Source organism: Pandoraea bronchicola, assembly GCF_902459805.1.
Classification (GTDB): domain Bacteria; phylum Pseudomonadota; class Gammaproteobacteria; order Burkholderiales; family Burkholderiaceae; genus Pandoraea; species Pandoraea bronchicola.
Window position 1 is genome coordinate 348,681 of sequence record NZ_CABPST010000003.1, and the last position, 26,684, is coordinate 375,364.

The following is a 26,684-nucleotide window of genomic DNA, read 5'->3' on the forward strand; positions in this document are numbered from 1 at the left end:
CGCGTTTTTATCATGGCCAAGACGCTGTATGACAAATTGTGGGATGCACATGTCGTGCATACCGAGGACGATGGCACTACGTTGCTCTACATCGACCGTCATCTGTTGCACGAGGTGACCAGTCCGCAGGCGTTCGAGGGGCTAAAACTCGCGCAGCGTCCGGTCTGGCGTCTTTCCGCCAACCTCGCGGTGTCGGATCACAACGTGCCGACGACCGATCGTACGCAAGGCATTGCCGATCCGATTTCGCGCTTGCAGGTCGACACGCTCGACGCTAACTGCGACAACTTCGGCATCACCCAATTCAAGATGAACGACCTCCGTCAGGGCATCGTGCACGTGATCGGCCCGGAGCAGGGCGCCACGTTGCCCGGCATGACGGTGGTCTGCGGCGACTCGCATACCTCCACGCATGGCGCGTTCGGCGCGTTGGCGTTCGGCATCGGCACGTCGGAAGTCGAGCACACGCTCGCCACGCAGACGCTGCTCATGAAGAAGAGCAAGAACATGCTCGTGAAGGTCGAAGGCACGCTGCCGCGCGGTTGTTCCGCCAAGGACATCGTGCTGGCCGTCATCGGCCGGATCGGCACGGCGGGTGGCACGGGTTACACCATCGAATTCGCCGGCTCGGCGATCCGCTCGCTCACGATGGAAGGCCGCATGACCGTTTGCAACATGGCCATTGAGGCCGGAGCGCGCGCCGGTCTGGTGGCCGTGGACGACACCACGATCAACTATGTGAAGGGCCGTCCGTTCGCGCCGACGGGGGTGGAGTTCCAGCAAGCCGAAGCCTACTGGCGCACCTTCCATACGGATCCGGGTGCCCAGTTCGACCATGTGGTCGAGATCGATGCGAATACGCTGCGTCCGCAGGTGAGCTGGGGAACGTCGCCGGAGATGGTCGTGAGCATCGAAGACCGCGTGCCCGATCCCGAGAAGGAGAAGGACCCGGTCAAGCGCAGCGCCATGGAGCGCGCGCTCGAGTACATGGCGCTCACGCCGGACACGCCGATGGCGAGCATCAACGTCGACAAGGTGTTCATCGGCTCGTGCACCAACTCGCGTATCGAAGATATTCGTGCCGCGGCTTACGTCGTGAAGAAGCTCGGCCGTCGTGTGGCGTCGAACGTGCGTCTGGCGATGGTGGTGCCGGGCTCGGGCCTCGTGAAGCATCAGGCTGAACAAGAAGGCCTGGATCAGGTCTTCAAGGCCGCAGGCTTCGAATGGCGCGAGCCGGGCTGCTCGATGTGTCTGGCGATGAACGCGGACCGTCTGGAGCCGGGTGAGCGCTGTGCGTCGACCTCGAATCGCAACTTCGAAGGCCGTCAGGGCGCGGGCGGGCGTACGCACCTCGTGAGCCCGGCGATGGCGGCAGCGGCTGCCATCGAAGGCCATTTCGTCGACGTTCGGCGCCTCGTCTGAACGCTTTGGCATCGGTTTAACCGTCGTTTGACATCGTCTTTGACAGAGAAAAAATCATGAAGAAACTGTGGATGCTGATCGGTGCGGTGCTGGTGCTGGGTGTGGCGGGTTGCAACACGATGGCGGGCCTCGGCAAGGATACGCAAGCCGCTGGCTCGGCCCTCGAGAACGCCGCGAAGAAGTGATGCGACGGTGCGTGTCGTGAGGGCATTCGCCTCGCGCACGCACCCACGAAATTTCCGGCTTTGACGGCTCCGGGTTTGCGGGGCCGGCCGTAGCCGATCTGTTTTGATCAGGTGGTTCGTGATGGAAAAATTTACCGTCCATACGGGGTTGGTGGCACCGCTGGATCGCGAAAACGTCGATACCGACGCGATCATCCCCAAGCAGTTCCTGAAGTCGATCAAGCGCACGGGCTTCGGCCCGAACCTGTTCGACGAGTGGCGTTATCTCGATGTCGGCCAGCCGGGGCAGGATTGCAGCGCGCGTCCGCTTAACCCGAACTTCGTGCTGAACCAGCCGCGATATCAGGGAGCGACGATTCTGCTCGCCCGCAAGAACTTCGGCTGCGGCAGCTCGCGTGAGCACGCACCGTGGGCATTGCAGCAATACGGCTTCCGTGCCGTCATTGCGCCGAGTTTTGCCGACATCTTCTTCAACAACTGCTACAAGAACGGGCTGCTGCCGATCGCGCTGTCCGAGCTGCAGGTCGATCATCTGTTCAACGAGACGGCCGCGTTCAACGGCTATCAGTTGACCATCGATTTGGACAAGCAGGTGGTGGTGACGTCCGATGGCCGCGCATATGAATTCGATATCGCGCCGTTCCGCAAGTACTGCATGCTCAACGGTTTCGACGACATTGGCCTGACGCTGCGTCACGCCGACAAGATTCGCGCCTACGAGGCCGAGCGGCTTGCCAAGCAGCCGTGGCTCGCAACGCGTTTGCCGGGCTGAGCCCCGAGCACTCAAGGCACATCCAAGGAGATTGCATGAAAATTGCTGTGTTGCCGGGTGACGGCATTGGTCCGGAAATCGTGAAGGAAGCCGTCGATGTGCTGAACGCGCTCGGCGAAAAGTTCGAGCTGGAAGAGGCGCCGGTCGGCGGCGCCGGCTATGCGGCGTCGGGGCACCCGCTGCCGGAAGCCACGCTGAAGCTCGCTAAGGAAGCGGACGCCATTCTGTTCGGCGCCGTGGGTGACTGGAAGTACGATTCGCTCGAGCGCGCGCTGCGTCCCGAGCAGGCGATTCTGGGGCTGCGCAAGCACCTTCAACTGTTCGCCAACTTCCGTCCGGCTATCCTGTACAAGGAACTGGCCGACGCGTCGAGCCTGAAGCCGGAAATCGTGGCAGGGTTGGATATCCTGATCATTCGTGAGTTGAACGGCGACATCTACTTCGGTCAGCCGAAGGGTTTCCGCCAGTCGCCGGATGGCGCTTTCGAAGGCGCGCGCGAAGGTTTTGATACCATGCGCTATAGCGTGCCTGAAGTGGAGCGTATCGCGCACGTCGCATTTCAGGCGGCAGCCAAACGCGACAAGCGTTTGTGCTCGGTCGACAAGGCCAACGTGCTCGAGACTTCGCAGCTGTGGCGCGACACGATGATCGAGGTCGCCAAGCAGTATCCGGAGGTCGAGCTGTCGCATATGTACGTCGATAACGCGGCAATGCAATTGGTCAAGGCGCCGAAGAACTTCGACGTGGTGGTGACTGGCAACATGTTCGGCGATATTCTCTCGGATGAGGCCGCGATGCTGACGGGGTCGATCGGCATGCTGCCGTCGGCGTCGCTCGATGCCAATAACAAGGGGCTGTACGAACCGTCGCACGGTTCGGCTCCCGATATCGCCGGCAAGGGCGTGGCCAATCCGTTGGCAACGATCCTGTCGGCTGCCATGATGCTGCGTTACACGTTCGGCCTCGCAGAACAAGCCGACCGCGTGGAGAACGCAGTGAAGAAGGTGCTGGCGCAAGGCTTGCGCACGCCCGACATCTGGCAGGAAGGCGCGACCAAGGTCGGTACGCGCGAAATGGGCGCGGCAGTGGTTGCCGCGCTATAACGCTGACGGGGCGTCGGGAGACGCCCCTGCGCGCAATTGCAACGATAAGAGAGTGGATAAATGAAAACCGTAGGTCTGGTAGGTTGGCGGGGCATGGTCGGTTCTGTGCTGATGCAGCGCATGCAGCAGGAGAACGACTTTGCCTTGATCGAGCCGGTGTTTTTCAGCACCAGCAACGCGGGCGGCAAAGCCCCGTCGATGGCGAAGAACGAGACTTCGCTGAAAGACGCCAATGATGTCAATGAGCTGAAAAAATGCGACATCATCATTACCTGCCAGGGCGGTGACTACACAACCGAGATCTTCCCGAAGCTGCGCGCTGCGGGCTGGAACGGCTATTGGATCGACGCGGCCTCGACGCTGCGTATGGCGGACGATGCCATCATCGTCCTGGATCCGGTCAACCTCGACGTGATCAAGAATTCGCTGACGAAGGGCACCAAGAACTTCATCGGCGGCAATTGCACCGTGAGCTGCATGCTGATGGGCCTGGGCGGTCTGTTCCAGCACGGTCTGGTCGACTGGCTGACGTCGATGACGTATCAGGCGGCGTCGGGCGGTGGCGCACAGCACATGCGCGAGTTGCTCACGCAGTTCGGCAGTATCAATGCCGAAGTCAAGGCGCTGCTCGACGATCCGCACTCGGCCATTCTCGAGATCGACCGCAAGGTGCTCGCCAAGCAGCACGCGCTCACCGCCGACGAGACCAAGCAATTCGGCGTGCCGCTGGGCGGCAACCTGATTCCCTGGATCGACAAGGATCTGGGCAACGGTCAGTCGAAGGAAGAGTGGAAGGGCGGCGCCGAGACCAACAAGATTTTGGGTCTGGGCGACGGTTTCCCGGGCACGCGTGCTATTCCGGTGGACGGTCTGTGCGTGCGCATCGGTGCAATGCGCTGCCACAGCCAGGCGCTGACCATCAAGCTTACGAAGGATGTGCCGTTAGATGAACTGACCGACATCATCGGCCAGGCCAATGACTGGGTGAAGGTGGTGCCGAACACGCGTGAGGCGTCGATGACCGATTTGACGCCTGCGGCCGTGACCGGCACGATGACCATTCCGGTGGGGCGTCTGCGCAAGATGTCGATGGGTCCGGAGTACCTGTCGGCATTTACGGTGGGCGATCAACTGTTGTGGGGCGCAGCGGAACCGCTGCGTCGCATGCTGCGCATCCTGCTCGACGCTTGAGCGTCGAAGCGTATCGGTAAGGCGTGAAGAACGGCGGCCCGCGAGGCCGCCGTCCGCGCTTTGGGAGGCCCCCCATTTTGCTGGGGCGGCCAGTGACAAACGACTGACAGGCTTGACAAGACACAGTGCGGAAATACTCGATCGGCAAGCGCGCAAACACGTCCCGTAACTCGTTTCGCCTGAGCGCGGCGGCGGCCGTCTTGTGGAGCCTCGGGCTTCTCAATGCCGGTGCCGCAGAGTTCGGCCCGCAGCAGGTGCGCTCGGGTCCGGGCCAGCCGTTGCGTGCGGTGATCGTGCTGGGCAACGTGTCGCAAGCTGAGGCCGATGGCTTGTCGGTGAAGCTCGCGCCGCGCGAGGCCTTCAAGCAGGCCGGTCTGCGCTACGACCCCACGCTCGAGAAGCTCTCGGTTTCGGTGACGCCGACGGGAGGGCGCGAGCCGGGGTATAGCGGCACGTATCTCGTGCATGTCGATTCGGCCGAGCCGGTCAGCACCTCGTTCCTGGATCTGTTGCTGGTGCTCGAATGGCGCACCGGCCGGCAGTCCAATGCAGTCACGCTGTCCGCCATCCCCGAAGCCAGCGCTGCGCAACCGCAGGCCGTCGTGCCTGCGGCGAGCGCGAATGACGCGACTGCCGCTGCGTCCGCGCCCGCGGCACCGGCGGCATCTGCTCCGGCGCCCGCTGCGTCTGCTCAGCCGGGCAACGCATCGGCAGCGGCCGCAGAGGGGGCGCGAAAGGTGGGTCGTGGAGATTCGCTCTCGTCCATTGCCCGCGAATTCACGGGCGGCGAAGGCGGCACGACGCTGGCGCAGATGATGACCGCGCTGTTCGAAGCGAACCGCTCGGCATTCATCGGCGACGATCCGAACCGGCTGCGTCAGGGGGCGACGCTGACCCGCCCGGCCGATACGCAGGTGCAAGGTATTCCTCCCGCGCAGGCACGCAAGTTCGTGTCTTCCGCGCGGGAACAGTTTGACGCGTATCGCGCGCGGCTGGCCGAATCGACGGCGCAGCAGGCAGCACCGGCCGGTGGCCGCAGTGCACAGGGCGCGATCGAAGCGGGCAAGGCACCGGAAGCTGCCGCTCCCGCCACGCGCGATGAATTGAAGCTGTCGCGACCCGGTAAGGGGGCAGCGGGCGGCACAGCCGGTCGTTCCGGCGGCAGCGAGGAAGAGCAAATCGCCCAGGGCAAGGCGCAGGCCGAGGCTCAGGGCAGGGTGAATGAGTTGCAGAAGAACGTAGCAGATCTCCAGAAGCTGTTGGCGATGAAGAATCAGGCCGTCGCGAATCTGGAGCAGCAGGCCGCCACCGCTTCCGGGGCGACTGCACAGGACAAGACGGCGAAATCCGCCGACGCAAAGACAACCACGCAAGCCGTGGCTGCCGCCACAGCGCCGAACGACGCCAAGGGCGCGGTCGACACGAAGGACGCCAGCCCGGCAGCGAGCGCTGCCACGGCCGCCGTCGCGTCGGAGGCTGCTGCCAGCGATGCGGCATCCGCTGTTTCGGCAGGGACGGCGGCGTCCGAGGCCACGGCGGCAGCGGCCGCACCGGCAAGCGATGTCGCAGTGGCATCCGCGGCCAGCGCACCGGCGGCGGCATCGAAACCTGCGCCGAATACCGCCATGAATTGGCGTGCCGTGACCCAGAATCCTTACGTGTTGCCGGGCGCTGGCGCGCTGGTAGTGCTGTTCGGCCTGTGGTGGCTGATGCGCCGCCGTCGTGCCGCTGGTGCCAATACGCCAGTGGGGCAGCCCGGACCGTATGACGACGGGCAGGACACCCTCGCAGCAGGCCAGGATCTGCCGCATGATGGCCCGCAGGGCGCCGTTGCGCCGGCCGGTGCCGTCGGCGCCGCGGCGCTGTATGCGGCGAATCAGGCGGAAGCCGACGAACATCGGGGGCCGGCCGCTGACGACGCGTGGTCCGCGCCGGAAGATGGTGTGGCGGCTGCCGAAGTGGTCCAGCCGGACCCCGTGGTGGCAGAAGCCCGCGTCGCGGACGAATGGGAGGCCGAGTCGCCTTTGACCGATGTGCCGGCCGAGACCGCGCACGTCGAGGGGGCGGGCGAATCGCTGGTGGCCCCCACGCTGGCGGAAACGGCCGCGGAACCGCTCGTCGACGAGGCCGCGACCGAGGTGCCGGAAACGGTGTCTGAAGCCGCCAGCGAGCCGGAAATCGATTGGGACGCCGCGTTTGCCGAGCAGGCGGCGGAGGCTGGCGAAGTGCCCGCCGCTCACGACGATTCGGCGGCGGCCAGTTTGTCGGCGCTCGAAGCGCTGGGCGCCGCGTCAGCGATCGGCGGTGTTGCTGCCACGTTGGCGGCCCCCCTCGAGCCGACGCACGCCGCACCGGACGACGCCACTGTCGCGCCGACGGCCGACGCGACGCCTGACGGCGGCGTGGCAGGTATGTTGGGCGATCTGGATCTGGCGATCCCGGGGCAGCCGGCGCATGTGGGCACGATTTCGAGCGATGCGTTGCCGTCGTTGAGCAAGGGGTTGGGTTCGGTGCAGTTCAAAATGGCGCCGAAGGACGATCCGCTCCATGAGCAAACCGGTGCGGATGACGAGGGCGACGATCCCTATCCGGAACTGAGCGATGCCGACTTCGATGCGGCATTGGCGCAGGCGCACAACGCCCCTGAGGCGCCGCGTAGCTATACCGATGCCGCGCACGAAGCGCCGTCGCTCAAGCCGCTGTCGTTCGATCTGTCGGACTTCAGCCTCGATCTGAAGGGCGACGACGCGCAGGCCGCTCCGGCGTTTGTCAGCGCGCCGACGCTGCCGGCCGACACCGGCACGGAAGCGTTGATCGAGCACGAGACACTGGACTCGACACCGCCGCAAACGCCCTTCGCGGCCGCGCCCGCTGCTCCGCAGGCGCCGCAAGTGGCTGTGCCGACGCCGCAAGCGACCGTCGCTGCATCGTCTGCCGCGCCAGCCATGCCTGAGGTGCCGGACGAGTTCCATACGAAGCTCGAACTGGCTGCCGCGTACCAGACCATTGGCGACGACGACGGTGCGCGCGAACTGCTTGAAGAAGTGATCGCCGGAGGGGACACTGCACAGCAGTCCGTCGCCCGCACACGGCTGGCCGAGCTTGGCAAGTGACGCCGCGGCACGCCGAAGATCACACCACTGATTGACCGTAGTTTGGGGCGCTCGCAGGTTGGGCGCCCGTTTTTCTTTTTCATATGCGAATTGCACTGGGCATCCACTACGACGGCACGGCGTTCTCCGGCTGGCAATCGCAGCCGCACGGCAACACCGTGCAGCAGGCGCTCGAGACCGCCTTGCGGGCGTTCGGCGGCGTAGCCCTGCCGACGACGGTCGCGGGGCGTACCGACACCGGCGTGCATGGCATCGGTCAGGTGGTGCATTTCGACACCGAGCTCGATCGCGCGATGTTCTCGTGGGTGCGGGGCGTCAATGCCTTTCTGCCCAAGACGGTCGCCGTGCAATGGGCGCAGCCGATGCCCGACGACTTCCATGCGCGTTTCACCGCGTTCGAGCGCACATATTTCTACGTGCTCTACGTGCATCCCGTGCGTTCGCCATTGCTCGACGGCCGGTGTGGCTGGCTGCATACGCCGCTCGATCTCGGCGCGATGCGCGCCGCGAGTCTGGCGCTGGTGGGCGAGCATGACTTTTCGGCGTTCCGCTCGTCGGAGTGTCAGGCCAAGACGCCGGTGAAGCATCTGTACGCCATCGACATCGAGCAGCAGGGACATTTCTTCGTATTCCGTTTTCGGGCGAGCGCGTTCCTGCATCACATGGTGCGCAACATCATGGGGTGTCTGGTGGCCATTGGCCGGGGACGTCAGCCCGAGAGTTGGATGACGCAGGTGCTCGAGAGTCTGGATCGCCGTCAGGCCGCCCCGACGTTTATGCCGGATGGCCTGTATCTGGCGCGTGTGGGGTATCCTGAGCGTTTCTCTGTGCCCGAGCCCAACTGGGCCGCGTGGCCGTTCCCGATGCCGTGGGCAAGTTCATGAAATCGCGTACCAGAATCAAGATTTGCGGCCTGTCGCAGCCGGCCGATATCGATCACGCGGTGGCGCTGGGGGTCGACGCCATCGGCCTCGTTTTCTATCCGCCGAGCCCGCGCTACGTGGATCTGGCACGCGCGGCCGAGCTGGCCCGCCGGGTGCCGCCTTACGTGAGCCTGGTCGGCCTGTTCGTCAACGTGACGGCCGACGAGATCTCGCGTACCGTCGAGGCGGTGCCGCTCACGACGCTGCAGTTCCATGGAGACGAAACCCCCGAGCAATGCGCCATGCTGTCGGCGGCGGCGGGCAACCGTCCTTACATGCGCGCTATGCGTATCGGCCCGGAGACGAAAGATAGCGGCGATTTGCTACAATTCGCCAACGCATACACCGCCGCGCAAGGCATCTTGCTCGATGCACTGGTTGAGGGCTATGGCGGTGGAGGAAAGGTTTTCGATTGGTCACTTATTCCAAAAGACATCGCGCGTCGGGCCGTTTTGAGTGGTGGCTTGAACGCACACAACGTTGCTGAAGCCATCGGCCGGGTGACGCCTTACGCCGTCGACGTGTCGAGCGGTGTGGAGGCGTCGCGGGGCGTGAAAGATCACGCCCGCATGACGGCGTTCGTGCAGGCAGTGCGTGCTGCCGATGCCGAATGAGCAACCCGCCGGGGCCCGCCAGGGCCGCAATCCGGTAATGCGAAGAGTGACGACCATGTACGATTTTCCTGACGCCAGCGGCCATTTCGGCCCGTACGGCGGTGTCTTTGTGGCTGAGACGCTGATTCACGCGCTCGACGAATTGCGCGAGGCGTATGCCAAGTATCAGCACGATCCGGCTTTCCTCGAAGAATTCCATTACGAACTGAAGCACTACGTCGGCCGTCCGTCGCCGATTTATCACGCCAAACGCTGGAGCAGCGAACTGGGCGGTGCGCAGGTGTACCTCAAGCGCGAAGACCTTAACCATACGGGCGCGCATAAGGTGAACAACGTGATCGGGCAGGCACTCCTTGCGCGTCGCATGGGCAAGCGCCGTGTGATCGCAGAGACCGGTGCCGGTCAGCATGGTGTGGCCACGGCGACCATCGCCGCGCGCTTCGGCATGGAGTGCGTGGTCTACATGGGCTCGGAAGACGTCAAGCGTCAGGCGGCCAACGTCTATCGCATGCAACTGCTCGGCGCGACCGTGGTGCCTGTGGAGTCGGGCTCGAAAACACTCAAGGACGCGCTCAACGAAGCCATGCGCGACTGGGTGACGAATGTCGAAAGCACGTTCTACATCATCGGCACGGTGGCGGGCCCCCATCCGTACCCGATGCTCGTGCGCGATTTCCAGAGCGTGATCGGCGAAGAGTGCAAGGTGCAGATGCCCGAACTGGCCGGCCGTCAGCCGGACTACGTGCTCGCCTGCGTGGGCGGTGGCTCGAACGCCATGGGCATTTTCTATCCGTACATTGATGTGCCGGACGTAAAGCTCGTGGGCGTGGAAGCGGCCGGCGACGGCATCGAGACTGGCCGTCATGCGGCGTCGATCATTGGCGGCACGCCCGGCGTGCTCCACGGCAACCGTACCTATTTGCTGCAGGACGCCAACGGGCAGATCACCGAGACGCATTCGATCTCGGCGGGTCTGGACTATCCGGGGGTGGGGCCTGAACATGCGTGGCTGCACGATATCAAGCGCGCCGAGTACGTGGGCGTCACCGATACCGAGGCGCTTCGGGCGTTCCACGATTGCTGCCGGATCGAAGGCATCATCCCGGCGCTGGAGTCGAGCCATGCGCTCGCTTATGCGTGCAAGCTGGCGCCGACGTTGCCACGCGACCAGATCGTGCTGGTCAATCTCTCGGGGCGCGGGGACAAGGACATGCACACCGTGATGGCGCTGGCCAAACCGGCGCCTGAGGGCGCATAAGCGGCGCTGCGAGACGCCACGGATCCCTGGATCCAAGATTCCTAGTTCCCTAGATCCCTAGATCCGATAAGGAAACCAGAACCAGCATGACCGATCTGACTGATCGCAAGGCACAAAATGACATCCTCGGGGCCGAGCGTCCCGTGGACGCCACCGAAGCCGCCGCCGCGCGTCTCGAGGCCATGGAAGCGGCCGGGGAGCTGCGCGCGCGTTGGGCGCCGGGCGACATCACATTGCGTCATGCCGACTTCCTGCAGCACGTGAACGAATTGGAAGACGGCAGCGTCGACCTGATTCTTGCCGATCCGCCTTACGGGCTTGGCAAGGACTACGGCAACGACTCCGACAAGCGCTCCGGCGAGGACTTTCTCGGCTGGACATATGGCTGGCTCGAAGCGGCGATTCCGAAGCTCGCGCCGCGCGGCTCGCTCTACCTGTTCTGCACGTGGCAGTATGCCCCCGAGCTGTTCGTGTTTCTGAAGCAGCGCATGCTGATGATCAACGAGATCATCTGGGATCGCCGCGTGCCCAGCATGGGCGGCAGCACCCGGCGGTTCTCGTCGGTCCACGACAACATCGGCTTTTTCGCGGTCTCGAAGGATTACTACTTCGACCTCGATGCCGTGCGCGTGCCGTATGACGCGGCGACGAAGAAGGCGCGATCGCGCCGTATCTTCGAGGGCAGCAAGTGGCTGGAACTGGGTTACAACCCCAAGGATCTTTGGTCGATCTCGCGATTGCACCGGCAAGACCCCGAACGCGTCGATCATCCGACGCAGAAACCGCTGCATATCATCGAGCGCATGGTGCTGGCCAGTTGCCCGCCCGGCGGTCTCGTGCTCGACCCGTTCATGGGCAGCGGCACGACTGCCGTGGCTTGCGCGCTGCATGGCCGGCGTTTCGTCGGCTACGAGCTCAACGCGCATTACCACGCGCTCGCCAATCAAAGACTTCAGAGACTTTCCGATCATGTCCCGCATTCAAGCGACGTTCCAAGCCTTGCAAGCGCAGGGTAAAAAAGGCCTCATTCCGTTCATCACCGCCGGCGATCCCGAGCCGGGCTGGACGGTCAAGCTGATGCACGCGTTGGCCGACAATGGTGCCGACGTCATCGAACTCGGTGTGCCGTTCTCCGACCCGATGGCCGATGGCCCGGTGATCCAGCGTGCCTCCGAGCGCGCGCTGGCGCGTGGCGTGAGCCTGGCCGAAGTGCTCGGCTATGTGGCCGTCTTCCGTCAGACCAACGACCGCACGCCCGTCGTGCTCATGGGCTACGCGAATCCGATCGAGGCCATGGGGCTCGACACCTTCGCCGAGCGTGCGGCGAAGGCCGGTGTGGACGGCGTGCTGGTCGTCGACTACCCGCCCGAGGAGGCCGAGGCCTACGCGGGCGCGGTGCGTGCCCATGGCATCGATCCGATCTTCCTGCTCGCGCCGACCTCGACCGATGCGCGTATCGCTGCCGTGGCACGTCAGGCAAGCGGCTATCTGTACTACGTCTCCCTCAAGGGCGTGACGGGGGCGGCCAGCCTGGATATGGACAGCGTTGCGGCGAAAATCCCCCAGATCAAGGCCGCTGCGGCCCTGCCGGTGGGGGTGGGCTTCGGTATTCGAGACGCCGAGACGGCCCGCGCCGTGGCCAGTGTGGCGGACGCCGTGGTCATTGGCAGCGCCATCGTCCAGCGACTGGAAAACACGCCGCGTGATCTGGAGGGCCAGAACGCGGTAAAATCGCTCGCTGAATTCATCGGCGGCATTCGCCAGGCGCTCGACGAGGGCGCCAAATCGGCGTAAATTCGCGGCGTTATTTCGTCGAACCGCCCGGTGAAACGCTGAATTGAAACGACCGTGTCATGCGGTCGCCCGAAACGCCCGCCCCTGATGGTGCGGGCGTTTGCCAAGGAGAAACTATGAGCTGGCTCGATAAGCTGCTGCCCCCGAAGATCAAGCAAACCGATCCGACGCAGCGCAACAAGAGCATCCCGGAAGGGCTGTGGATCAAGTGCCCGTCGTGCGAGGCGGTGCTGTATCGCAACGACGTGGAAGCGAATCTGCACGTTTGCCCGAAGTGTGACCATCACATGCGCATTGGCGCGCGGGCGCGTCTCGATGCGCTGCTCGATCCGGAAGGCCGTTACGAACTCGGCCAGGAAATCGTGCCGGTCGACGCGCTGAAGTTCAAGGACAGCCGCAAGTATCCGGACCGCATCAAGGAAGCGATGGACGACACCGGCGAGACCGATGCGATGGTCGTGATGGGCGGTGCCATCCACACGCTGCCGGTCGTGGTTGCCTGTTTCGAGTTCTCGTTCATGGGCGGCTCGATGGGCTCGGTGGTCGGCGAGCGCTTCGTGCGCGGCGCGCAGAATGCGCTGGAGCAGGGCGTGCCGTTCATCTGCGTGACCGCTTCGGGCGGTGCGCGTATGCAGGAAAGCCTGCTCTCGCTCATGCAGATGGCCAAGACCACGGCCATGCTCACCAAGCTGGCCAACGCCAAGCTGCCGTTCATCTCGGTGCTGACCGATCCGACGATGGGCGGTGTGTCTGCCAGCTTCGCCTTCCTCGGCGACGTGGTGATGGCCGAGCCCAAGGCGCTGATCGGCTTCGCCGGCCCGCGCGTGATCGAACAGACCGTGCGCGAGAAGTTGCCGGAAGGTTTCCAGCGCTCGGAGTTCCTGTTGCAGAAGGGCGCGATCGACATGATCGTCGACCGTCGCAAGATGCGCGAAGAGATCGCTCGCCTGATCGCGCTGATGCAGTGCCAGCCGGCCGACGCCGTCGCCTGAGCACGGATAAATCACGCGTGCGATGGTGCGGCGCTCGCCGTTGCAGTGCCCCAAAGGGGAGTGCAACGGCGTAGAATTACGCAACGCCACGCAGTGCCGCGCAAGCGGCGCCTGAACGCATCACTTAGCAGGATGGGAAGCGCGGACGTGAGTGACGTCCGCGTTTTTGTTTTTCTGCCCGCACATTCATGCCGACATACTCCACTCTCGACGCCTGGCTCGCCCATCTCGAAACCGCTCACCCTGTGGGCATTGATATGGGCCTCACGCGCATTGGCCGCGTGAAAGCCGCTCTCGGACTGCAATTTCCCTGTCCCGTCTTCACGGTGGGCGGCACCAACGGCAAGGGATCGACCTGCGCGATCATCGAGGCCATTCTGCTCTCGGCAGGCTACCGGGTTGGCTGCCATACGTCGCCGCATCTGCTCTCTTTCAATGAGCGCGCACGCCTGAACGGCGAGATCGTTGACGATGCGACGCTGCTGCCGCATTTCGAGGCGGTCGAAGCCGCACGCACGAGCTTCGACGAGCCGGTTTCGCTGACGTACTTCGAGTTCACGACGCTCGCGATCATGCACATGTTCGCTACCGCCGGACTTGATGCCGTGATTCTCGAGGTGGGTCTGGGCGGGCGGCTCGACGCCGTGAACATCGTCGATGCCGACTGCGCTGTCATCACCAGCATTGACATCGATCACGCGCAATATCTGGGCAACACGCGTGACGCGATTGCCATCGAGAAGGCGGGTATTTTCCGAGAAGGGAAGCCGGCGATCTGCGGTGACCCCATGCCGCCGGCCACGCTGCTTGCCGAGGCCGAGCGCATCGGTGCAGACCTGTGGCTGTTCGGGCGCGATTTCAACTATCAGGGCGACAAGCAGCAGTGGAGCTACGGTGGGCGTCAGATGCGCCGCCCGGCGCTGGCGTATCCGGCCCTGCGCGGCGCGAACCAGTTGCTCAACGCGTCGGCGGCGCTCGCTGCGCTCGAGTCGATGCGTGACCGGTTGCCGGTCTCGGCACAGGACATTCGTCTGGGCCTGGCGTCAGTCGAGTTGCCGGGGCGGTTCCAGGTGCTGCCGGGGCGTCCGGCCGTGGTGCTCGACGTCGCACACAACCCGCACGCCGCTGCCGCACTCGGTCACAATCTCGACGGCATGGGTTTCTTTCCGTACACGTATGCGGTGTTCGGTGCGATGGCGGACAAGGACATCGAAGGCGTACTGCGGCATCTTGTCGACAAGGTCGATCACTGGCGCCTGTGTGCACTGCCGACCGAGCGTGCCGCGAGTGCGCAGGTGCTCGAGGAGAAGTTGCGGGCGGTGGGGTTCGTGGAAGATGCCGATCATTCGGTCGAAACCTTCGAATCCCCGGAGAAAGCCTATGCCGCTGCGCTCGAGCAGTGCGGCGAGAATGATAGAATTGTGGTTTTTGGATCGTTCTTTACGGTGGCGGGCGTGATGTCGCACCGCAAATTGCAGCGCCACTGACGTGTGAAGGTGTGTTTGTCGTGACATTTGCTTACGAGAAATGTCATGGGCGTGACGCACCACATGCGCGATGATCAGTCCAACGACGCGAGTTACGACCTGAGCCAAGGCCCTATGGGATTGTTTTCCTTCCGCAAGAAAGACGCCGAAGCCGTTCCCCCGAAGCGCGGTAGCCGCAGGAGCGGCCGAACCGGCACCCGTACTGCGGGAGGGGGCGAGTACAGCGAGCACGAGCAACTCGATCCGCTGCTGCCGGAAAAGCAACGCGCGCGCCGCCGACTGGTGGGAGCGCTGGCGTTGGTGCTCGCGGCCGTCATCATTTTGCCGATGGTGCTCGCGCCCGAACCGAAACCGGCCGCCGACGACATCGCCATTCAGATCCCCGGGAAAGATGCCAACTCGCCGCCCGTGCGTGTGAAGCCGCAGGCGGCCCAGGCAACGGCTGTGCCGCCGTCCGATGCTTCGCTCGACAAGGGCGAAGAGGCGCTTGACAGCAGCACGCTGGCGGGGACAAACGCGGCCAAGCCCGCGCCGACGCCGGCCCCTGCACCGACCGCGGTGCCCCCGGCAGCGGCCATAGCGCCTGCCCCTGCGCCGAGCGCCGTACCGGAGCCGCAGGTGGCGCAAGCAAAACCGGAACACAAGCCGGACGCGAAACCTGACGTCAAGAAGCCCGAGCAGCATGCCGAGACGAAGCCTGCTGCGAAGCCGGACGCTCACGACACGGCCAAGGCCCAGGCCAAGCCACAGCCGAACAACAACGTGGCCGATCCGATTGCACAGTTCGCGCAGAACAACATGACGGCCAAGCCCGCCAAACCGGCCGATAGCCACGACAATGCGCAGAAACCGGCAGCGTCGGGCGGCAAGTATCTGGTGCGCATTGGCGCGTTCTCGACGCAGGATCGTGCGCAGGCGTGGCTTGTCAAACTGAAGCTCGTGAATGTGCCGAGCTACATGGTCAAGAGCACGGTGGACGGCCGTGAGCTTTATCTGCTGCGCGCGGGGCCATTCTCCGATCGCAGCAGTGCCGAAGCGGCCGGCAAGAAGATTCGTGACGCCGGACTGACGGCGCAGGTCGCCGAGGCGGGCTGAGTTGGGCGATACGGTGCATAGTGGTCTGTTGACCGTCGTGGATTACGCGGCCATCGCGATTCTAATCGGGTCGATGTTGCTGGGCATGCTGCGCGGATTGGTGCGCGAGCTGTTCAATCTGGTGGGCTGGGTGGTCGCGTTTTTCGTGGCGCGGGCGTTTGGCCCGGCGGTGGCGCACTGGCTGCCTGCCGATCTGCCCGGCGGCGAGATGACGCAGGGCGCACTTGGCTTCCTGCTGGTGCTGGTGGCAGTGGTGTTCGGCGCAGGTATCGTGAGCGCTCTCGTGGGACGTATGACCGACATGATCGGTCTGCGACCGGCCGATCGCGGTCTGGGGATGGTGTTCGGTATCGTTCGTGGCGTTCTGCTCTTGATGTTGCTGATGGTCGCCGCCAAGTTAACGGCATTGCCGCAACAACCGGTCTGGCAGCATTCGCTGGTGCGCCCGTGGGTGGAAGCTGGGCTTGAGCGGCTCATGCCTTACCTGCCGGAGCCTGTGCAGCACTATCTGCACAAGCCCGAGGCGGCGATGCCGAGCGTCAGTCCGCTGGGGACGCCGATTCCCTTGCCGCAATTGGAACCCTATCGGGGAGCACCGGATACCGGCGGGCAGGGCGGCAACGGTTCGCCGGGCCATTCGGGGGGCCAGAGCGGCAGTGCGATGCCCGGCGTGTCGAGCCTGACGGGTGGCGGTACGCTTCATGGTGGGAACACCGGCAATGGCCTGTCGGGCGATGGTCTGGGCGGCACGCAAGGCGCTGGCGCTCAACAGCAGGGGTGGGGCATGCGCAGCGGCGGATCGGCCGCGCCGTCGACCGGCCTGCACAAGGTTTCCGAATGACGGATAATACTGTCCGTTTGACGCAGATTTCGATGTTTTTTGAAGGATTCATGCCATGTGTGGCATCGTCGGTGTAGTCTCCAAATCCCCTGTCAACCAGTTCATCTACGATAGCCTGCTGCTGCTGCAGCATCGCGGGCAGGACGCCGCCGGCATCGCCACGACGGACGGCCAGTCGTTCTACATGCACAAGGGCAACGGCATGGTGCGTGACGTGTTCCGCACGCGCAACATGCGCGACTTGCCGGGCACGGTCGGTATCGGTCAGGTGCGTTACCCGACGGCAGGGTCGTCGAGCGCGGCACAGGCCCAGCCGTTCTACGTGAATGCGCCGTACGGCATCGTGCTCGCTCACAACGGTAACCTGACGAACTGGGAGCAGCTCAAGGATGAGATGTTCCGCGTCGACCGTCGCCACATCAACACGACGTCCGATTCCGAAGTGCTGCTCAACGTGCTTGCGCACGAATTGCAGCAAAGCGCGCGCGACGGTCTGAGCGTCGCGTCGCTGTTCGAAGCCGTGGGCAAGGTGCACGGCCGTCTGCGCGGTTCCTACGCCATCGTCTCGATCATCTCCGGCTTCGGCCTGCTGGCGTTCCGTGACCCGAACGGTATCCGTCCGCTGTGCATCGGCCGCTTCGACGGCCCGAACGGCACGGAGTGGATGGTGGCGTCGGAATCGGTGGCGCTCGAAGGCATGGGCTTCGCGTTCGAGCGCGACGTCAAGCCCGGCGAGGCGATCTTCATCAGTAACGATGGCGAACTGACGTCGCAGCAGTGCTCGGCGTCGGTGTCGATGCATCCGTGCATTTTCGAACTTGTGTATCTGGCGCGTCCGGATTCGGTGCTCGACGGTGTGGCGGTCTACGACGCCCGTCTGCGCATGGGCGATTACCTTGCAGAGAAGATCCGTCGCGAGATCGACTATCAGGACATCGACGTCGTGATGCCGATTCCGGACTCGAGCCGTCCGGCGGCCATGCAGGTCGCCAAGCGCCTGGGCCTGAACTATCGCGAAGGCTTCTTCAAGAACCGCTACGTCGGCCGTACGTTCATCATGCCTGGTCAGGCGATGCGCAAGAAGTCGGTGCGTCAGAAGCTCAACGCCATGCGCGTCGAGTTCAAGGACAAGAACGTGCTGATCGTCGACGACTCGATCGTGCGCGGCACCACCAGTCAGGAAATCGTGCAGATGGCGCGTGACGCCGGTGCGCGCAAGGTGATCTTCGCGTCGGCCGCGCCGCCGGTGAAGTTCCCGAACGTGTACGGTATCGACATGCCCACGCGAAGCGAACTGGTCGCCCATGATCGCAGCGACGAGGAAGTGGCGCGCATCATCGGTGCCGACGAACTGATCTATCAGGACGTCGAGGACATGAAGGCTGCCGTGCGCGACATCAACCCGGCGTTGACCGATTTCGATGCATCGTGTTTCGACGGCAAGTACATCACGGGCGATGTGACGATGGAGTACCTCAACCGTCTGGAGCAGCAACGCAAGGCGCCGAAGGCACCGGTTCTGGAATCCGGCGAAGGTGACGAGAATGAGCCGCGCGGGGCTCAGCTTGGCCTCTGAGCGGCGCCTGAAGCCTGACATGGCCGAACGCCCCGGAACCCCGGGGCGGCCCGGCGGGGCGAGCGTCCGGCGAGGGGGGATTTTCCTTCCCCGCCGGCAACGTGCTACACTGCTTTACACGTCGATTTGATTTCAGCTTGCGGACGTGGGGGAACATCCCCGAAACAGCTAAAGCGAGGCCTAGACAGATGGATTTCGAGCCCGTTTTGCTGAACAGCGAAACGGGCTTTTCTTTTTTTGGCCGGCGGCCGGGCCAACCCAATGACGAGATACATGATGGACTCCTTCGACTTCGATACCCTGGCGGTGCGCGCGGGCACGCAGCGCTCCGAGTTTGGTGAGCATTCCGAGGCGCTTTACCTGACCTCGAGCTTCGTATTCAAGAGCGCGGCTGAGGCCGCCGAACGCTTCGCACATTCGGAGGAGGGCTTCACCTACTCGCGCTTCACCAACCCGACCGTGTCGATGTTTCAGGATCGTCTGGCCGCGCTCGAAGGCGGCGAGGCCTGCATGGCGACGGCCTCGGGCATGAGCGCCATTGTCTCGGTCGTGATGTCGGCGCTCTCGGCCGGTGATCATCTCGTCAGCTCGCAGAGCATTTTCGGCTCCACGCTCAACGTCTTCTCCACGATCTTCAGCCGTTTCGGTGTCGAGACGACCTTCGTCGACCCGACCGACCTCGACGCCTGGCGCGCCGCGATTCGTCCGAACACGAAGATGTTTTTCCTCGAAACGCCGTCCAACCCGCTCACGGACATTGCCGACATCGCCGCCATCGGCAAGATCGCGAAGGAGGCGGGCGCACTGTTCGTCGTCGACAACTGCTTCTGTACGCCGGCATTGCAGCGTCCCATCGAATACGGAGCGGATGTCGTTGTGCACTCGGCAACCAAGTTTCTCGACGGTCAGGGCCGTGTGCTGGGCGGCGCCATCGTCGGCAAGAAAGACTTCATCATGGGCAAGGTCTTCACGTACGTGCGCAGCGCGGGCCCGACCCTCTCGGCGTTCAACGCCTGGGTGTTGCTCAAGGGTATGGAAACGCTGTCACTGCGTGTCGAGCGGCAATCGGCTAACGCCCTTGCCATTGCGCAATGGCTGGAACAGCAGCCGCAAGTCGCTCGCGTGTTCTACCCGGGCCTGCCGTCGCATCCGCAGTACGAACTCGCACAGCGCCAGCAGAAAGCGGGCGGGGCGATTGTCGCGTTCGAACTCAAGGGCGCGACGCCCGCCGAGCAGCGCGAGAACGCCTGGCGCGTGATCGACAACACGCGCGTGTGCTCGATCACTGGCAATCTGGGCGATACGCGCACGACGATCACGCATCCGGCGAGCACCACGCACGGTCGAATCACGCCGGAAGCGCGTGCCGCAGCGGGTATCACGGAAGGTCTGATTCGTCTGGCGGTGGGGTTGGAGTCGCCGGCCGACATTCAGGCCGACCTGGCCCGCGGTTTCGCGAACTGAGCGGAGCCATCTTCATGAGTCGATTCTGGAGTGCGGGCGTTGCCGATCTGACGCCCTACGTGCCGGGTGAACAGCCGCAGATGCAGCGGCTCATCAAGCTCAATACCAACGAGAACCCATACGGTCCGTCGCCGCGGGTGCTGGCGGCGATTCGCGAGGCGCTCGGTAGCGACGCCGATGCGCTCAAGCGGTACCCCGATCCCGACGCGCGCCGCTTCAAGCAGACCATCGCCAGACGCTTCGGTCTCGAAGAGGCCAACGTGCATGTGGGCAATGGGTCGGACGAAGTGCTGGCGAACGTGTTTCAAGGATTGCTCAAGCACGACAAGCCGATTCTGTTCCCGGACATTACCTACAGCTTTTACCCGGTGTATTGCGGGCTGTACGGCGTGGCGTTCGAGCACGTGCCGTTGACCGACTCGTTCGAGATTCGCGTCGACGATTACCTCAAGCCGAACGGCGGCATCATCTTCCCGAATCCGAACGCGCCGACGGGCCGCGTGCTGGCATCCGGCGAGATCGAGCGTCTGCTCGCGGGGAATCCCGATTCCGTCGTGGTGATCGACGAGGCCTACATCGACTTCGGCGGCGAAAGTGCAGCGGGGTTGATCGCGAAGTCTCCGAACCTGCTCGTGGTGCAGACGCTGTCGAAGTCGCGCTCGCTGGCCGGGTTGCGTCTGGGCTTTGCCATCGGGCATCCGGCGTTGATCGAAGCACTCGAGCGCGTGAAGAACAGCTTCAACTCGTACCCGCTCGATCGGCTCGCTCAGGCGGCTGGCGTTGCAGCCATGGAGGACGAAGCGTATTTCGACCAGACGCGTCAGGCCGTGATCGCGAGCCGCGAGGGGCTGATAGCGCGTCTGGCGGTGCTTGGCTTTGACGTTCTGCCTTCGACGGCGAACTTCGTGTTCGCCCGTCACCCGTCGCACGATGCGGCGCAACTGGCCGCCGCGCTGCGTGAGCGCTCGATCATCGTGCGTCACTTCAAGCACGCGCGCGTGGCGCAGTTCCTGCGCATTACGGTGGGCACGGAAGCCGAGTGCCAGACCTTCACAGAGGCGTTGAAGGAAATTCTGGCGGGATGAAAAGCGTTGTCGGGACGTTTGGGCGGTTGAGCGTCCGAGCGTCGCGGTGCGCAAGGCAAGGCAGGATCGTCCGATCCCATGAGGGCCGGCAGCGTTGGGACGTGAAATGTTCCCAGGGCTGTCGGCCCTTTCGATTGGATGTGATGAAATATCTGTCGATGCCGAGTCGGCCAGCCATTTTGGCGAGGCAACAGGAATCCGCTGCCTGCGTTATGCTGTTGGGCGTGTTGCCAAACGGAGACTTCAGCATGTCGCACAACGTAGAACTTTTCATCAATGGGCAGTGGAAGGCTGGCGTAGAAGGCCTCACGCTGCCGATCGAGAACCCGGCCACGGGCGAGACCATCGGTACGGTGGCGCGCGCCACCCAGCCGGATCTGGACGCTGCGCTGGCCGCCGCCGAAGCCGGCTTTGCCAAGTGGCGCGAAATTGCTCCGTTCGAGCGCGCGAAGCTCATGCGCAAGGCTGCCGCGCTGCTGCGCGAGCGCGTCGGTGATATCGCACGTCAGATGACGATGGAGCAGGGCAAGCCTGTCGGCGAAGCCAAGGGCGAAGTGCTCTCGGCGGCCGACATCATTGAGTTCTTCGCGGAAGAGGGAAAGCGCGCCTACGGCCGTCTGGTCCCGGCGCGTGTGCCGAACGTCTACCAGATGGTGATCCAGTCGCCGGTCGGCGCGGTGGCGGCATTCACGCCGTGGAATTTCCCGGTCAATCAGGTCGTGCGCAAGGTGTCGGCTGCACTGGCTGCCGGTTGCTCGGTGATCGTGAAGGCCCCGGAAGAGACGCCCGCGTCGCCGGCCGCTCTGATTCGCGCCTTCGCGGACGCCGGTCTGCCCGATGGTGTGCTTAACCTCGTGTACGGCGTGCCGGCCGAGATTTCGTCGTACCTGATTCCGCATCCGACCATCCGCAAGGTGTCGTTCACGGGCTCCACGCCGGTGGGCAAGCAACTGGCCGCGATGGCCGGTCTGCACATGAAGCGCGTGACGATGGAACTCGGCGGCCATGCCCCGGCGCTGATTTTCAACGACGCCGATATCGCGGCCGCCGTGCGAAATCTCGCCGGCGGCAAGTTCCGCAACGCCGGCCAGGTCTGTATTGCGCCGACGCGTTTTCTCGTGCAGCGCGGCGTGTACGATCAATTCGTCGACGCCTTCGTGAAGGCCGCCGAATCGGTGCGTGTGGGCAACGGTCTGGACCCGGAAACGACGATGGGCCCGCTGGTCAACGGCAAGCGTTTCGAGGCGATCAGCGCCATTGTGGACGACGCCGTCGCCAACGGTGCGCAGCTCAAGACCGGCGGCAAGCGCGCGGCGGAAGGCGGCTATTTCTACGCGCCGACGGTCCTGTGCAACGTGCCGATGAGCGCGAAGATCATGCATGAAGAGCCGTTCGGTCCGGTGGCCATCATCAACCCGTTCGACACGGAAGAGGAAGCCATTGCCGAGGCGAACCGTCTGCCTTATGGTCTGGCGGCGTATGCGTACACGACGTCGCAAGGCACCGCGCACCGTCTGGCGGCGCGCGTCGAGAGCGGCATGCTGACGATCAACCATTCGGGTCTGGCGTTGCCGGAAGTGCCATTTGGCGGCGTGAAGGACAGCGGCTACGGTTCGGAAGGTGGCCCGGAAGCCCTCGAAGCGTACCTGCAGCCGAAGTTCGTGACACGTCTGGAAGTCTGACGCGCGCCTACGACGGGGCAGCAAGCCGATGCGAGCGATCGCATCGGCTTTTTTATGGCTGCTTTCCGGGGATGGGCGGCTAACCGGCCGGCGCGGCGTCGAGTCCGGTGAGGGCACGCAAACGATCCGCTTCCTGCGCGCGAGCGCGTGTTCGCCTCAGTATGCCCGCCCGTTGATGCTGCGCGGTTGTGGCCGGAATGTGTCGCTCAGCAGGTCGTGCGAAGCATCGTAGTAAGCCGAGTCGATATTGAGCATGCCGAGCATGGTGTGCTCGATCCGGTCGGTCTGATACGGCCGGGATTCGAGCGCCGCATGTGTCTGCGAATCGGTCTTGCCACGTGTCCACACCAACATCGGAATCTCATAGCCCGACGCATCGGCGACCGATTGACCGGTGTGATTGCGCGTATGACCGACTTCCTGCGCGTGATCGGAACTGAAGAGCAGGCTGGCGTCGGATGACGCCGTCGCCGTCATCGTCTTGCGGATCAGACTCGCGACGACGTAATCGTTATAGGCGATGGCGTTGTCGTATTCGTTGCGCAGACGGCGCACCCACAGCGAGCGTCCTTGTGCTTCGAGTCCGGCCATGACGGCATCGTCGGTATTGTCGAAGCGCGCGAACTCCTCCGGATAGCGCATATCGTAGGTCGGGTGCGCGCCCAGCAGATGCACGATGATGAGCTTGCGAGGCGCGTCGCTCGCGAGCGCGGCCTCGAAGTCCGGCAGCAGATTGCCGTCGAAATTGTTCTCGCCGCGCCCGAACCCCTTATTGATGAAGACGCGCTCGTCAGCGCGATTGGCGACCAGGCCGAGCCAGCCATCGTTGGGCACCTGATTCGAGATCCAGTAGGTGCGATACCCCGCTTCCTTGGCGAGCATGACGAGATCGGGCTGGCGCATCCAGGCCTCGGGATCGTTAAGGCTCGCCGGCGTCAGCATCTTCATGAGCGAGGCCATCGTTGCCGGCTCGGACGACACCACGTCGCGGAACACGGTAAGGTCGTTGCGCAGCGAGTTGAGCATCGGCGTGGTGTTGCGCGCGTAGCCGTAGAGCGACATGTTGTTGCGGTTCAGACTCTCGCCAATCACCCACACGACGGTCTTGCGCTCGGGGCCGTAATACCGCACGCGCCAGTCGCCACGCTGCGCCATGTGGCGCTCGAGCTCGCGCTGCAGCTTGTCGGCGTGGGCGAGTTGTCCCTGATAGTCGAGATAGCGAATCGGCCAGTAGAGCAACGGGTTCTCCTTGGCGATCGTCGGATTCAGATGCAGCGCAAGAAAGCCCACGAGCAGGCTGGCGACGGCGATTTTGCTGCCGAGGCGCAGCGAAGGCGGGGCGCTGCGGGCCTCAGCCCGCGACAGGCGGCGCTCCAGTACGGCGACGGCCGACATCAGGATCGCGAAGACGGTGCCCGCCTCGGCGATGTCGCGCCAGTTATGCCGGAAGAACTCGCCAGCCTCGGACGAGTTGGTGTTGAACACCGCCTGCAACACCAGCAGATGATTCGGACGCAGACCGAAGTAGTCGCGCAGGAACCCTTTGGTCGCGGCGTCGAAAAAGAAGACGGCGATGACGCCGAGCGTGGTGGCACTCAGCCATGCCGGGCGTGCGCGCAGCAACAGGCACAGGCCCACGAGACCGGGCACGGCTGTCGTCATGAGCGCCGCGCTCTTGCCGTATTCGCTGGCACTTAGCATGCCGAAAGCCCAGAACAGGGCGAGTCCGCCCAACCCGAGGCAGAGGCGGTAAAGCAGTGATTTCAAAATGGTATCCCCCCATGACTTCGCGCACGTCGTTGCGTGCCTGTCGATTGTCCGCCGGACCGGTGCCGGCCGACGTCGCAATTCGACCGAAGATTGGGGGATTGGTGTCGCACGTCCGAAAAATTTCGGACGAATGCCATACGGTACTCGTACGCTTACAACCGACTCGCCCGGCGGCCTGCGATGCGCCGGGCGGGCCCGAGTCAGTGCAGACGTGCGCCGTTCGGCACGGCCCGCTCCACACCCGCGAGGACAATGGCGCCGCCGGTGTCGGCAAAGCCGGTCACCAGGACTTCCGAGACGACCCCGGCGATGCGCTTGGGCGCGAAATTGCACACGCACAGCACTTGCTTGCCAACGAGCGATGCCGGCGTGTAGTGAACGGTGATCTGGGCGCTTGACGTTTTCACGCCCAATTCCCCCAGATCGACTTCCAGCACATAGGCGGGCTTCTTTGCTTTCTCATTGACGCGGGCGGCCACAATCGTGCCCACGCGCAAATCGATCTTTTCGAAGTCCTGCCACTCGATGGTCTCGGCCATGTCCCGCCCCCTTTTTTCCGTGTCTACCTATGACGAAGCGGCGAGCGTAACGCCTCGCCGCCGGGCATGGCTTGTAAATTTCGGCAGACGGAGGTCGGTTCAGCCCCTGGTGCCGCAGGCACTGTGCTCGCGCCGCCACGCGGCAGGCGTCTGACCGTAGTGCTGACGGAAGGCGTGGGTGAGGGCGCTCTGGTCATTGAAGCCGACGTCGAGAGCGATGTCGGCGAGCGTGGCGTCGTTTGCGGCCAGCAGCGACGCCGCGCGCGCGAGCCGAAGGCGCATCAGATGCCGGTGTGGCGTCTCGCCGGTCATCGCGACAAAGCAGTCGTGAAAATGCCGCACGCTCATGCCGGCTTCCTGTGCCAGCGTGGCGGTATCGGGCGGCGTCGTCAGATCGGCTTGCAGCCGGGCATCGATGCGTGCCAGATCCAGCCGGACGGTGCGCAGCGCGGGCCGTGCCGGCGCCAGCCTTGCCGTGAGGGCCGCGAGCCAGTCGCGCACGACGGGATCGTCCTCGCTCAGAGGGCGTCCGCTATCCACGCTGGCGCTCACCCACTGGACCAGCGCCAGCAACTTCGTGTCCAGCGCGAAAAATGCCTCGTGTGCGAACGCGCGCTCAGTGCCTGTCGCCGCGGCAAGGTGCGAAGGTACATCCAGCACGACCTGCCGGTTGGGTCCGTCGCCCCGGTAGTCGTGCCGCACACCCGCCGGGATCACGACGCCATTGCGCGCCCCTACGCGACCGAACTGGGTAGTGTCGCCGTCGAGCGAAATCGACATGCGTCCCGACAGCCCGATGACGACCTGATGGAAGTCGTGCGTGTCGGTGCTGTCGGTCGGGCGGTACTCGCGCAGTTCGAGGATCGGGGCGGACATGAGGGGCGTGACGTGAAAATCGGCGAATGCGGTGGGATCAGCCGTTAGCACCGTCCTGGGAAATAAAGCGCGGAAGGGGCATGACTTCAGGTTATGAAAAAACGCGCAAAGCAATCCCGGATTGATTGGTTCGGACGCATGACGCGGGTCGCTACACTGGTTCTCCAGTGGCCGGGACGATCCGGTCAGCACCGCGTGAACTGACGGCAAAGCCGTTCGCGCATCCGGTGCGCTTCGATTCCTCAGGGCCAGCGTGCCTGCACGCGTACGGCCCGTCTTTGGCAGGGAAGTATGACATACGCCGTCACGATTTCGGGCAGCCCGTCGGCCGCCTCGCGCAGCGCCCGCTTGCTGCGCTTCGTTGAATCCGAGCTGGCCGCGGCCGGCATCGCGGTGCGCCGCATAGACGTTCGTGCGCTCTCGCCGGCGGCGCTGCTGGCCGCCGATACGTCGCACGACGACCTTCGCCATGCGCTCGCGCAAGTCGCCGGTGCCCAGGCCGTCGTTGTCGCAACCCCTGTCTACAAGGCTGCCTACAGTGGCCTGCTCAAAGCCTTCCTCGATGTGCTGCCGCAAGACGGTCTTGCCGACAAACTGGTGGCGCCGTTCGCCACGGGGGGCAGTCCCGCGCATCTGCTCGCGCTTGACTACGCACTCAAGCCAGTGCTTTCGGCGCTGGGTGCGCAACACATTCTGCGTGGCGTATTTGCCGTCGATCAGCAGGTGCCGAGGGAAGAGGGCGCCACGCTCGACGCCACGATTGCGGAGCGTCTGGGTACCACGGTCGATCAGCTCTCGCAGTGGCTGCATGAGCGTGAAGTGATTCGTCAGTGGCCGGCCACCGCTGCCGCTGCTGCGCGTTCGGCCGCCGTCCGGGCAACGTTGGCTGCCTGAGTGCCGGA

The 26,684-nt window shown here is 64.2% G+C and carries 23 protein-coding genes; 20 read left to right on the forward strand and 3 right to left on the reverse strand.

Features of this window, described 5'->3' with window-relative positions:
• Window positions 1-12: 12 nt before the first annotated feature.
• The 19 genes from leuC to PBR20603_RS09285 all read left to right on the forward strand — a co-directional run bounded on the left by leuC (window position 13) and on the right by PBR20603_RS09285 (window position 22,597).
• Entirely contained in the window at window positions 13-1,422 is a 1,410-nt protein-coding gene (gene leuC / locus PBR20603_RS09195) for a 3-isopropylmalate dehydratase large subunit (protein ID WP_150559226.1), read from the forward strand.
• Window positions 1,423-1,478: 56 nt separating this feature from the next.
• On the forward strand, window positions 1,479-1,607 hold the full coding sequence (locus PBR20603_RS09200) for an entericidin A/B family lipoprotein (protein ID WP_010807368.1): 129 nt from the start codon (window positions 1,479-1,481) through the stop codon (window positions 1,605-1,607).
• A 121-nt stretch (window positions 1,608-1,728) separates the two neighbouring features.
• Window positions 1,729-2,379 carry a 3-isopropylmalate dehydratase small subunit gene (leuD, locus tag PBR20603_RS09205; RefSeq protein ID WP_150559227.1) on the forward strand — a complete coding sequence of 217 codons (651 nt, stop codon included), beginning with the start codon at window positions 1,729-1,731 and terminating at the stop codon, window positions 2,377-2,379.
• Between the two features lie 35 nt (window positions 2,380-2,414).
• Window positions 2,415-3,482, forward strand: a complete 1,068-nt coding sequence (leuB, locus tag PBR20603_RS09210; RefSeq protein ID WP_150559228.1) for a 3-isopropylmalate dehydrogenase — start codon at window positions 2,415-2,417, stop codon at window positions 3,480-3,482.
• Between the two features lie 60 nt (window positions 3,483-3,542).
• Window positions 3,543-4,673, forward strand: a complete 1,131-nt coding sequence (asd, locus tag PBR20603_RS09215; RefSeq protein WP_150559229.1) for an aspartate-semialdehyde dehydrogenase — start codon at window positions 3,543-3,545, stop codon at window positions 4,671-4,673.
• 125 nt (window positions 4,674-4,798) lie between these two features.
• The gene (locus tag PBR20603_RS09220) at window positions 4,799-7,786 is read left to right on the forward strand and encodes a motility hub landmark protein FimV (protein WP_150559230.1); all 2,988 of its coding nucleotides are present in this window, start codon (window positions 4,799-4,801) and stop codon (window positions 7,784-7,786) included.
• An 83-nt stretch (window positions 7,787-7,869) separates the two neighbouring features.
• Window positions 7,870-8,670, forward strand: coding sequence for a tRNA pseudouridine(38-40) synthase TruA (gene truA / locus PBR20603_RS09225; protein ID WP_150559231.1), 801 nt, complete (start codon window positions 7,870-7,872; stop codon window positions 8,668-8,670).
• Entirely contained in the window at window positions 8,667-9,323 is a 657-nt protein-coding gene (locus PBR20603_RS09230) for a phosphoribosylanthranilate isomerase (RefSeq protein WP_150559232.1), read from the forward strand. The genes truA and PBR20603_RS09230 overlap by 4 nt, the downstream gene beginning before the upstream one ends.
• A 55-nt stretch (window positions 9,324-9,378) precedes the next feature.
• Window positions 9,379-10,581 (forward strand): tryptophan synthase subunit beta, encoded by a 1,203-nt coding sequence (trpB, locus tag PBR20603_RS09235; RefSeq protein WP_150559233.1) that lies wholly within the window; start codon window positions 9,379-9,381, stop codon window positions 10,579-10,581.
• A 182-nt stretch (window positions 10,582-10,763) separates the two neighbouring features.
• A complete protein-coding gene (locus PBR20603_RS09240) occupies window positions 10,764-11,597 on the forward strand; it encodes a DNA-methyltransferase (RefSeq protein WP_150559390.1) in 834 nt (277 codons plus the stop codon).
• A complete protein-coding gene (trpA, locus tag PBR20603_RS09245) occupies window positions 11,551-12,375 on the forward strand; it encodes a tryptophan synthase subunit alpha (RefSeq protein WP_150559234.1) in 825 nt (274 codons plus the stop codon). The genes PBR20603_RS09240 and trpA overlap by 47 nt, the downstream gene beginning before the upstream one ends.
• Window positions 12,376-12,491: 116 nt before the next feature.
• On the forward strand, window positions 12,492-13,367 hold the full coding sequence (gene accD / locus PBR20603_RS09250) for an acetyl-CoA carboxylase, carboxyltransferase subunit beta (RefSeq protein ID WP_150559235.1): 876 nt from the start codon (window positions 12,492-12,494) through the stop codon (window positions 13,365-13,367).
• A 188-nt stretch (window positions 13,368-13,555) separates the two neighbouring features.
• Window positions 13,556-14,854, forward strand: coding sequence for a bifunctional tetrahydrofolate synthase/dihydrofolate synthase (folC, locus tag PBR20603_RS09255; RefSeq protein WP_150559236.1), 1,299 nt, complete (start codon window positions 13,556-13,558; stop codon window positions 14,852-14,854).
• Between the two features lie 45 nt (window positions 14,855-14,899).
• On the forward strand, window positions 14,900-15,949 hold the full coding sequence (locus PBR20603_RS09260) for an SPOR domain-containing protein (RefSeq protein ID WP_246174491.1): 1,050 nt from the start codon (window positions 14,900-14,902) through the stop codon (window positions 15,947-15,949).
• Between the two features lie 13 nt (window positions 15,950-15,962).
• Window positions 15,963-16,790: a CvpA family protein gene (locus tag PBR20603_RS09265; protein WP_246174492.1), complete on the forward strand. Its 828-nt coding sequence runs from the start codon at window positions 15,963-15,965 to the stop codon at window positions 16,788-16,790.
• A gap of 55 nt (window positions 16,791-16,845) precedes the next feature.
• Window positions 16,846-18,366, forward strand: coding sequence for an amidophosphoribosyltransferase (gene purF, locus PBR20603_RS09270; protein WP_150559237.1), 1,521 nt, complete (start codon window positions 16,846-16,848; stop codon window positions 18,364-18,366).
• 273 nt (window positions 18,367-18,639) lie between these two features.
• Window positions 18,640-19,830, forward strand: a complete 1,191-nt coding sequence (locus PBR20603_RS09275) for an O-succinylhomoserine sulfhydrylase (RefSeq protein WP_150559238.1) — start codon at window positions 18,640-18,642, stop codon at window positions 19,828-19,830.
• A 14-nt stretch (window positions 19,831-19,844) separates the two neighbouring features.
• Complete coding sequence (gene hisC / locus PBR20603_RS09280; protein ID WP_150559239.1) at window positions 19,845-20,915, forward strand: histidinol-phosphate transaminase; 1,071 nt, start codon at window positions 19,845-19,847, stop codon at window positions 20,913-20,915.
• Between the two features lie 248 nt (window positions 20,916-21,163).
• Window positions 21,164-22,597: an NAD-dependent succinate-semialdehyde dehydrogenase gene (locus tag PBR20603_RS09285; RefSeq protein ID WP_150559240.1), complete on the forward strand. Its 1,434-nt coding sequence runs from the start codon at window positions 21,164-21,166 to the stop codon at window positions 22,595-22,597.
• Between the two features lie 156 nt (window positions 22,598-22,753).
• Here the strand turns inward: PBR20603_RS09285 and PBR20603_RS09290 are convergent, their stop codons facing one another.
• The 3 genes from PBR20603_RS09290 to PBR20603_RS09300 all read right to left on the reverse strand — a co-directional run bounded on the left by PBR20603_RS09290 (window position 22,754) and on the right by PBR20603_RS09300 (window position 25,782).
• A complete protein-coding gene (locus tag PBR20603_RS09290; protein ID WP_150559241.1) occupies window positions 22,754-24,364 on the reverse strand; it encodes a phosphoethanolamine transferase in 1,611 nt (536 codons plus the stop codon).
• 203 nt (window positions 24,365-24,567) lie between these two features.
• Complete coding sequence (locus PBR20603_RS09295; protein ID WP_150559242.1) at window positions 24,568-24,906, reverse strand: tRNA-binding protein; 339 nt, start codon at window positions 24,904-24,906, stop codon at window positions 24,568-24,570.
• Window positions 24,907-25,005: 99 nt separating this feature from the next.
• A complete protein-coding gene (locus PBR20603_RS09300; RefSeq protein WP_150559243.1) occupies window positions 25,006-25,782 on the reverse strand; it encodes a helix-turn-helix domain-containing protein in 777 nt (258 codons plus the stop codon).
• Window positions 25,783-26,073: 291 nt separating this feature from the next.
• Here PBR20603_RS09300 and ssuE point away from each other — a divergent pair, with 291 nt between their 5' ends.
• Complete coding sequence (ssuE, locus tag PBR20603_RS09305; RefSeq protein WP_150559244.1) at window positions 26,074-26,676, forward strand: NADPH-dependent FMN reductase; 603 nt, start codon at window positions 26,074-26,076, stop codon at window positions 26,674-26,676.
• Window positions 26,677-26,684: the final 8 nt, after the last annotated feature.

Bases quoted from the DNA above. Each gene is read 5' to 3' on its own strand.
- PBR20603_RS09285 (WP_150559240.1), top strand. From the start codon at position 21,164: ATGTCGCACAACGTAGAACTTTTCATCAATGGGCAGTGGAAGGCTGGC.
- asd (WP_150559229.1), top strand. From the start codon at position 3,543: ATGAAAACCGTAGGTCTGGTAGGTTGGCGGGGCATGGTCGGTTCTGTG.
- PBR20603_RS09230 (WP_150559232.1), top strand. From the start codon at position 8,667: ATGAAATCGCGTACCAGAATCAAGATTTGCGGCCTGTCGCAGCCGGCC.
- hisC (WP_150559239.1), top strand. From the start codon at position 19,845: ATGAGTCGATTCTGGAGTGCGGGCGTTGCCGATCTGACGCCCTACGTG.
- ssuE (WP_150559244.1), top strand. From the start codon at position 26,074: ATGACATACGCCGTCACGATTTCGGGCAGCCCGTCGGCCGCCTCGCGC.
- trpA (WP_150559234.1), top strand. From the start codon at position 11,551: ATGTCCCGCATTCAAGCGACGTTCCAAGCCTTGCAAGCGCAGGGTAAA.
- truA (WP_150559231.1), top strand. From the start codon at position 7,870: ATGCGAATTGCACTGGGCATCCACTACGACGGCACGGCGTTCTCCGGC.
- PBR20603_RS09295 (WP_150559242.1), bottom strand. From the start codon at position 24,906: ATGGCCGAGACCATCGAGTGGCAGGACTTCGAAAAGATCGATTTGCGC.
- PBR20603_RS09260 (WP_246174491.1), top strand. From the start codon at position 14,900: ATGGGCGTGACGCACCACATGCGCGATGATCAGTCCAACGACGCGAGT.
- trpB (WP_150559233.1), top strand. From the start codon at position 9,379: ATGTACGATTTTCCTGACGCCAGCGGCCATTTCGGCCCGTACGGCGGT.
- PBR20603_RS09240 (WP_150559390.1), top strand. From the start codon at position 10,764: ATGGAAGCGGCCGGGGAGCTGCGCGCGCGTTGGGCGCCGGGCGACATC.
- leuB (WP_150559228.1), top strand. From the start codon at position 2,415: ATGAAAATTGCTGTGTTGCCGGGTGACGGCATTGGTCCGGAAATCGTG.
- folC (WP_150559236.1), top strand. From the start codon at position 13,556: ATGCCGACATACTCCACTCTCGACGCCTGGCTCGCCCATCTCGAAACC.
- purF (WP_150559237.1), top strand. From the start codon at position 16,846: ATGTGTGGCATCGTCGGTGTAGTCTCCAAATCCCCTGTCAACCAGTTC.
- PBR20603_RS09275 (WP_150559238.1), top strand. From the start codon at position 18,640: ATGATGGACTCCTTCGACTTCGATACCCTGGCGGTGCGCGCGGGCACG.
- leuD (WP_150559227.1), top strand. From the start codon at position 1,729: ATGGAAAAATTTACCGTCCATACGGGGTTGGTGGCACCGCTGGATCGC.
- PBR20603_RS09300 (WP_150559243.1), bottom strand. From the start codon at position 25,782: ATGTCCGCCCCGATCCTCGAACTGCGCGAGTACCGCCCGACCGACAGC.
- leuC (WP_150559226.1), top strand. From the start codon at position 13: ATGGCCAAGACGCTGTATGACAAATTGTGGGATGCACATGTCGTGCAT.
- accD (WP_150559235.1), top strand. From the start codon at position 12,492: ATGAGCTGGCTCGATAAGCTGCTGCCCCCGAAGATCAAGCAAACCGAT.
- PBR20603_RS09200 (WP_010807368.1), top strand. From the start codon at position 1,479: ATGAAGAAACTGTGGATGCTGATCGGTGCGGTGCTGGTGCTGGGTGTG.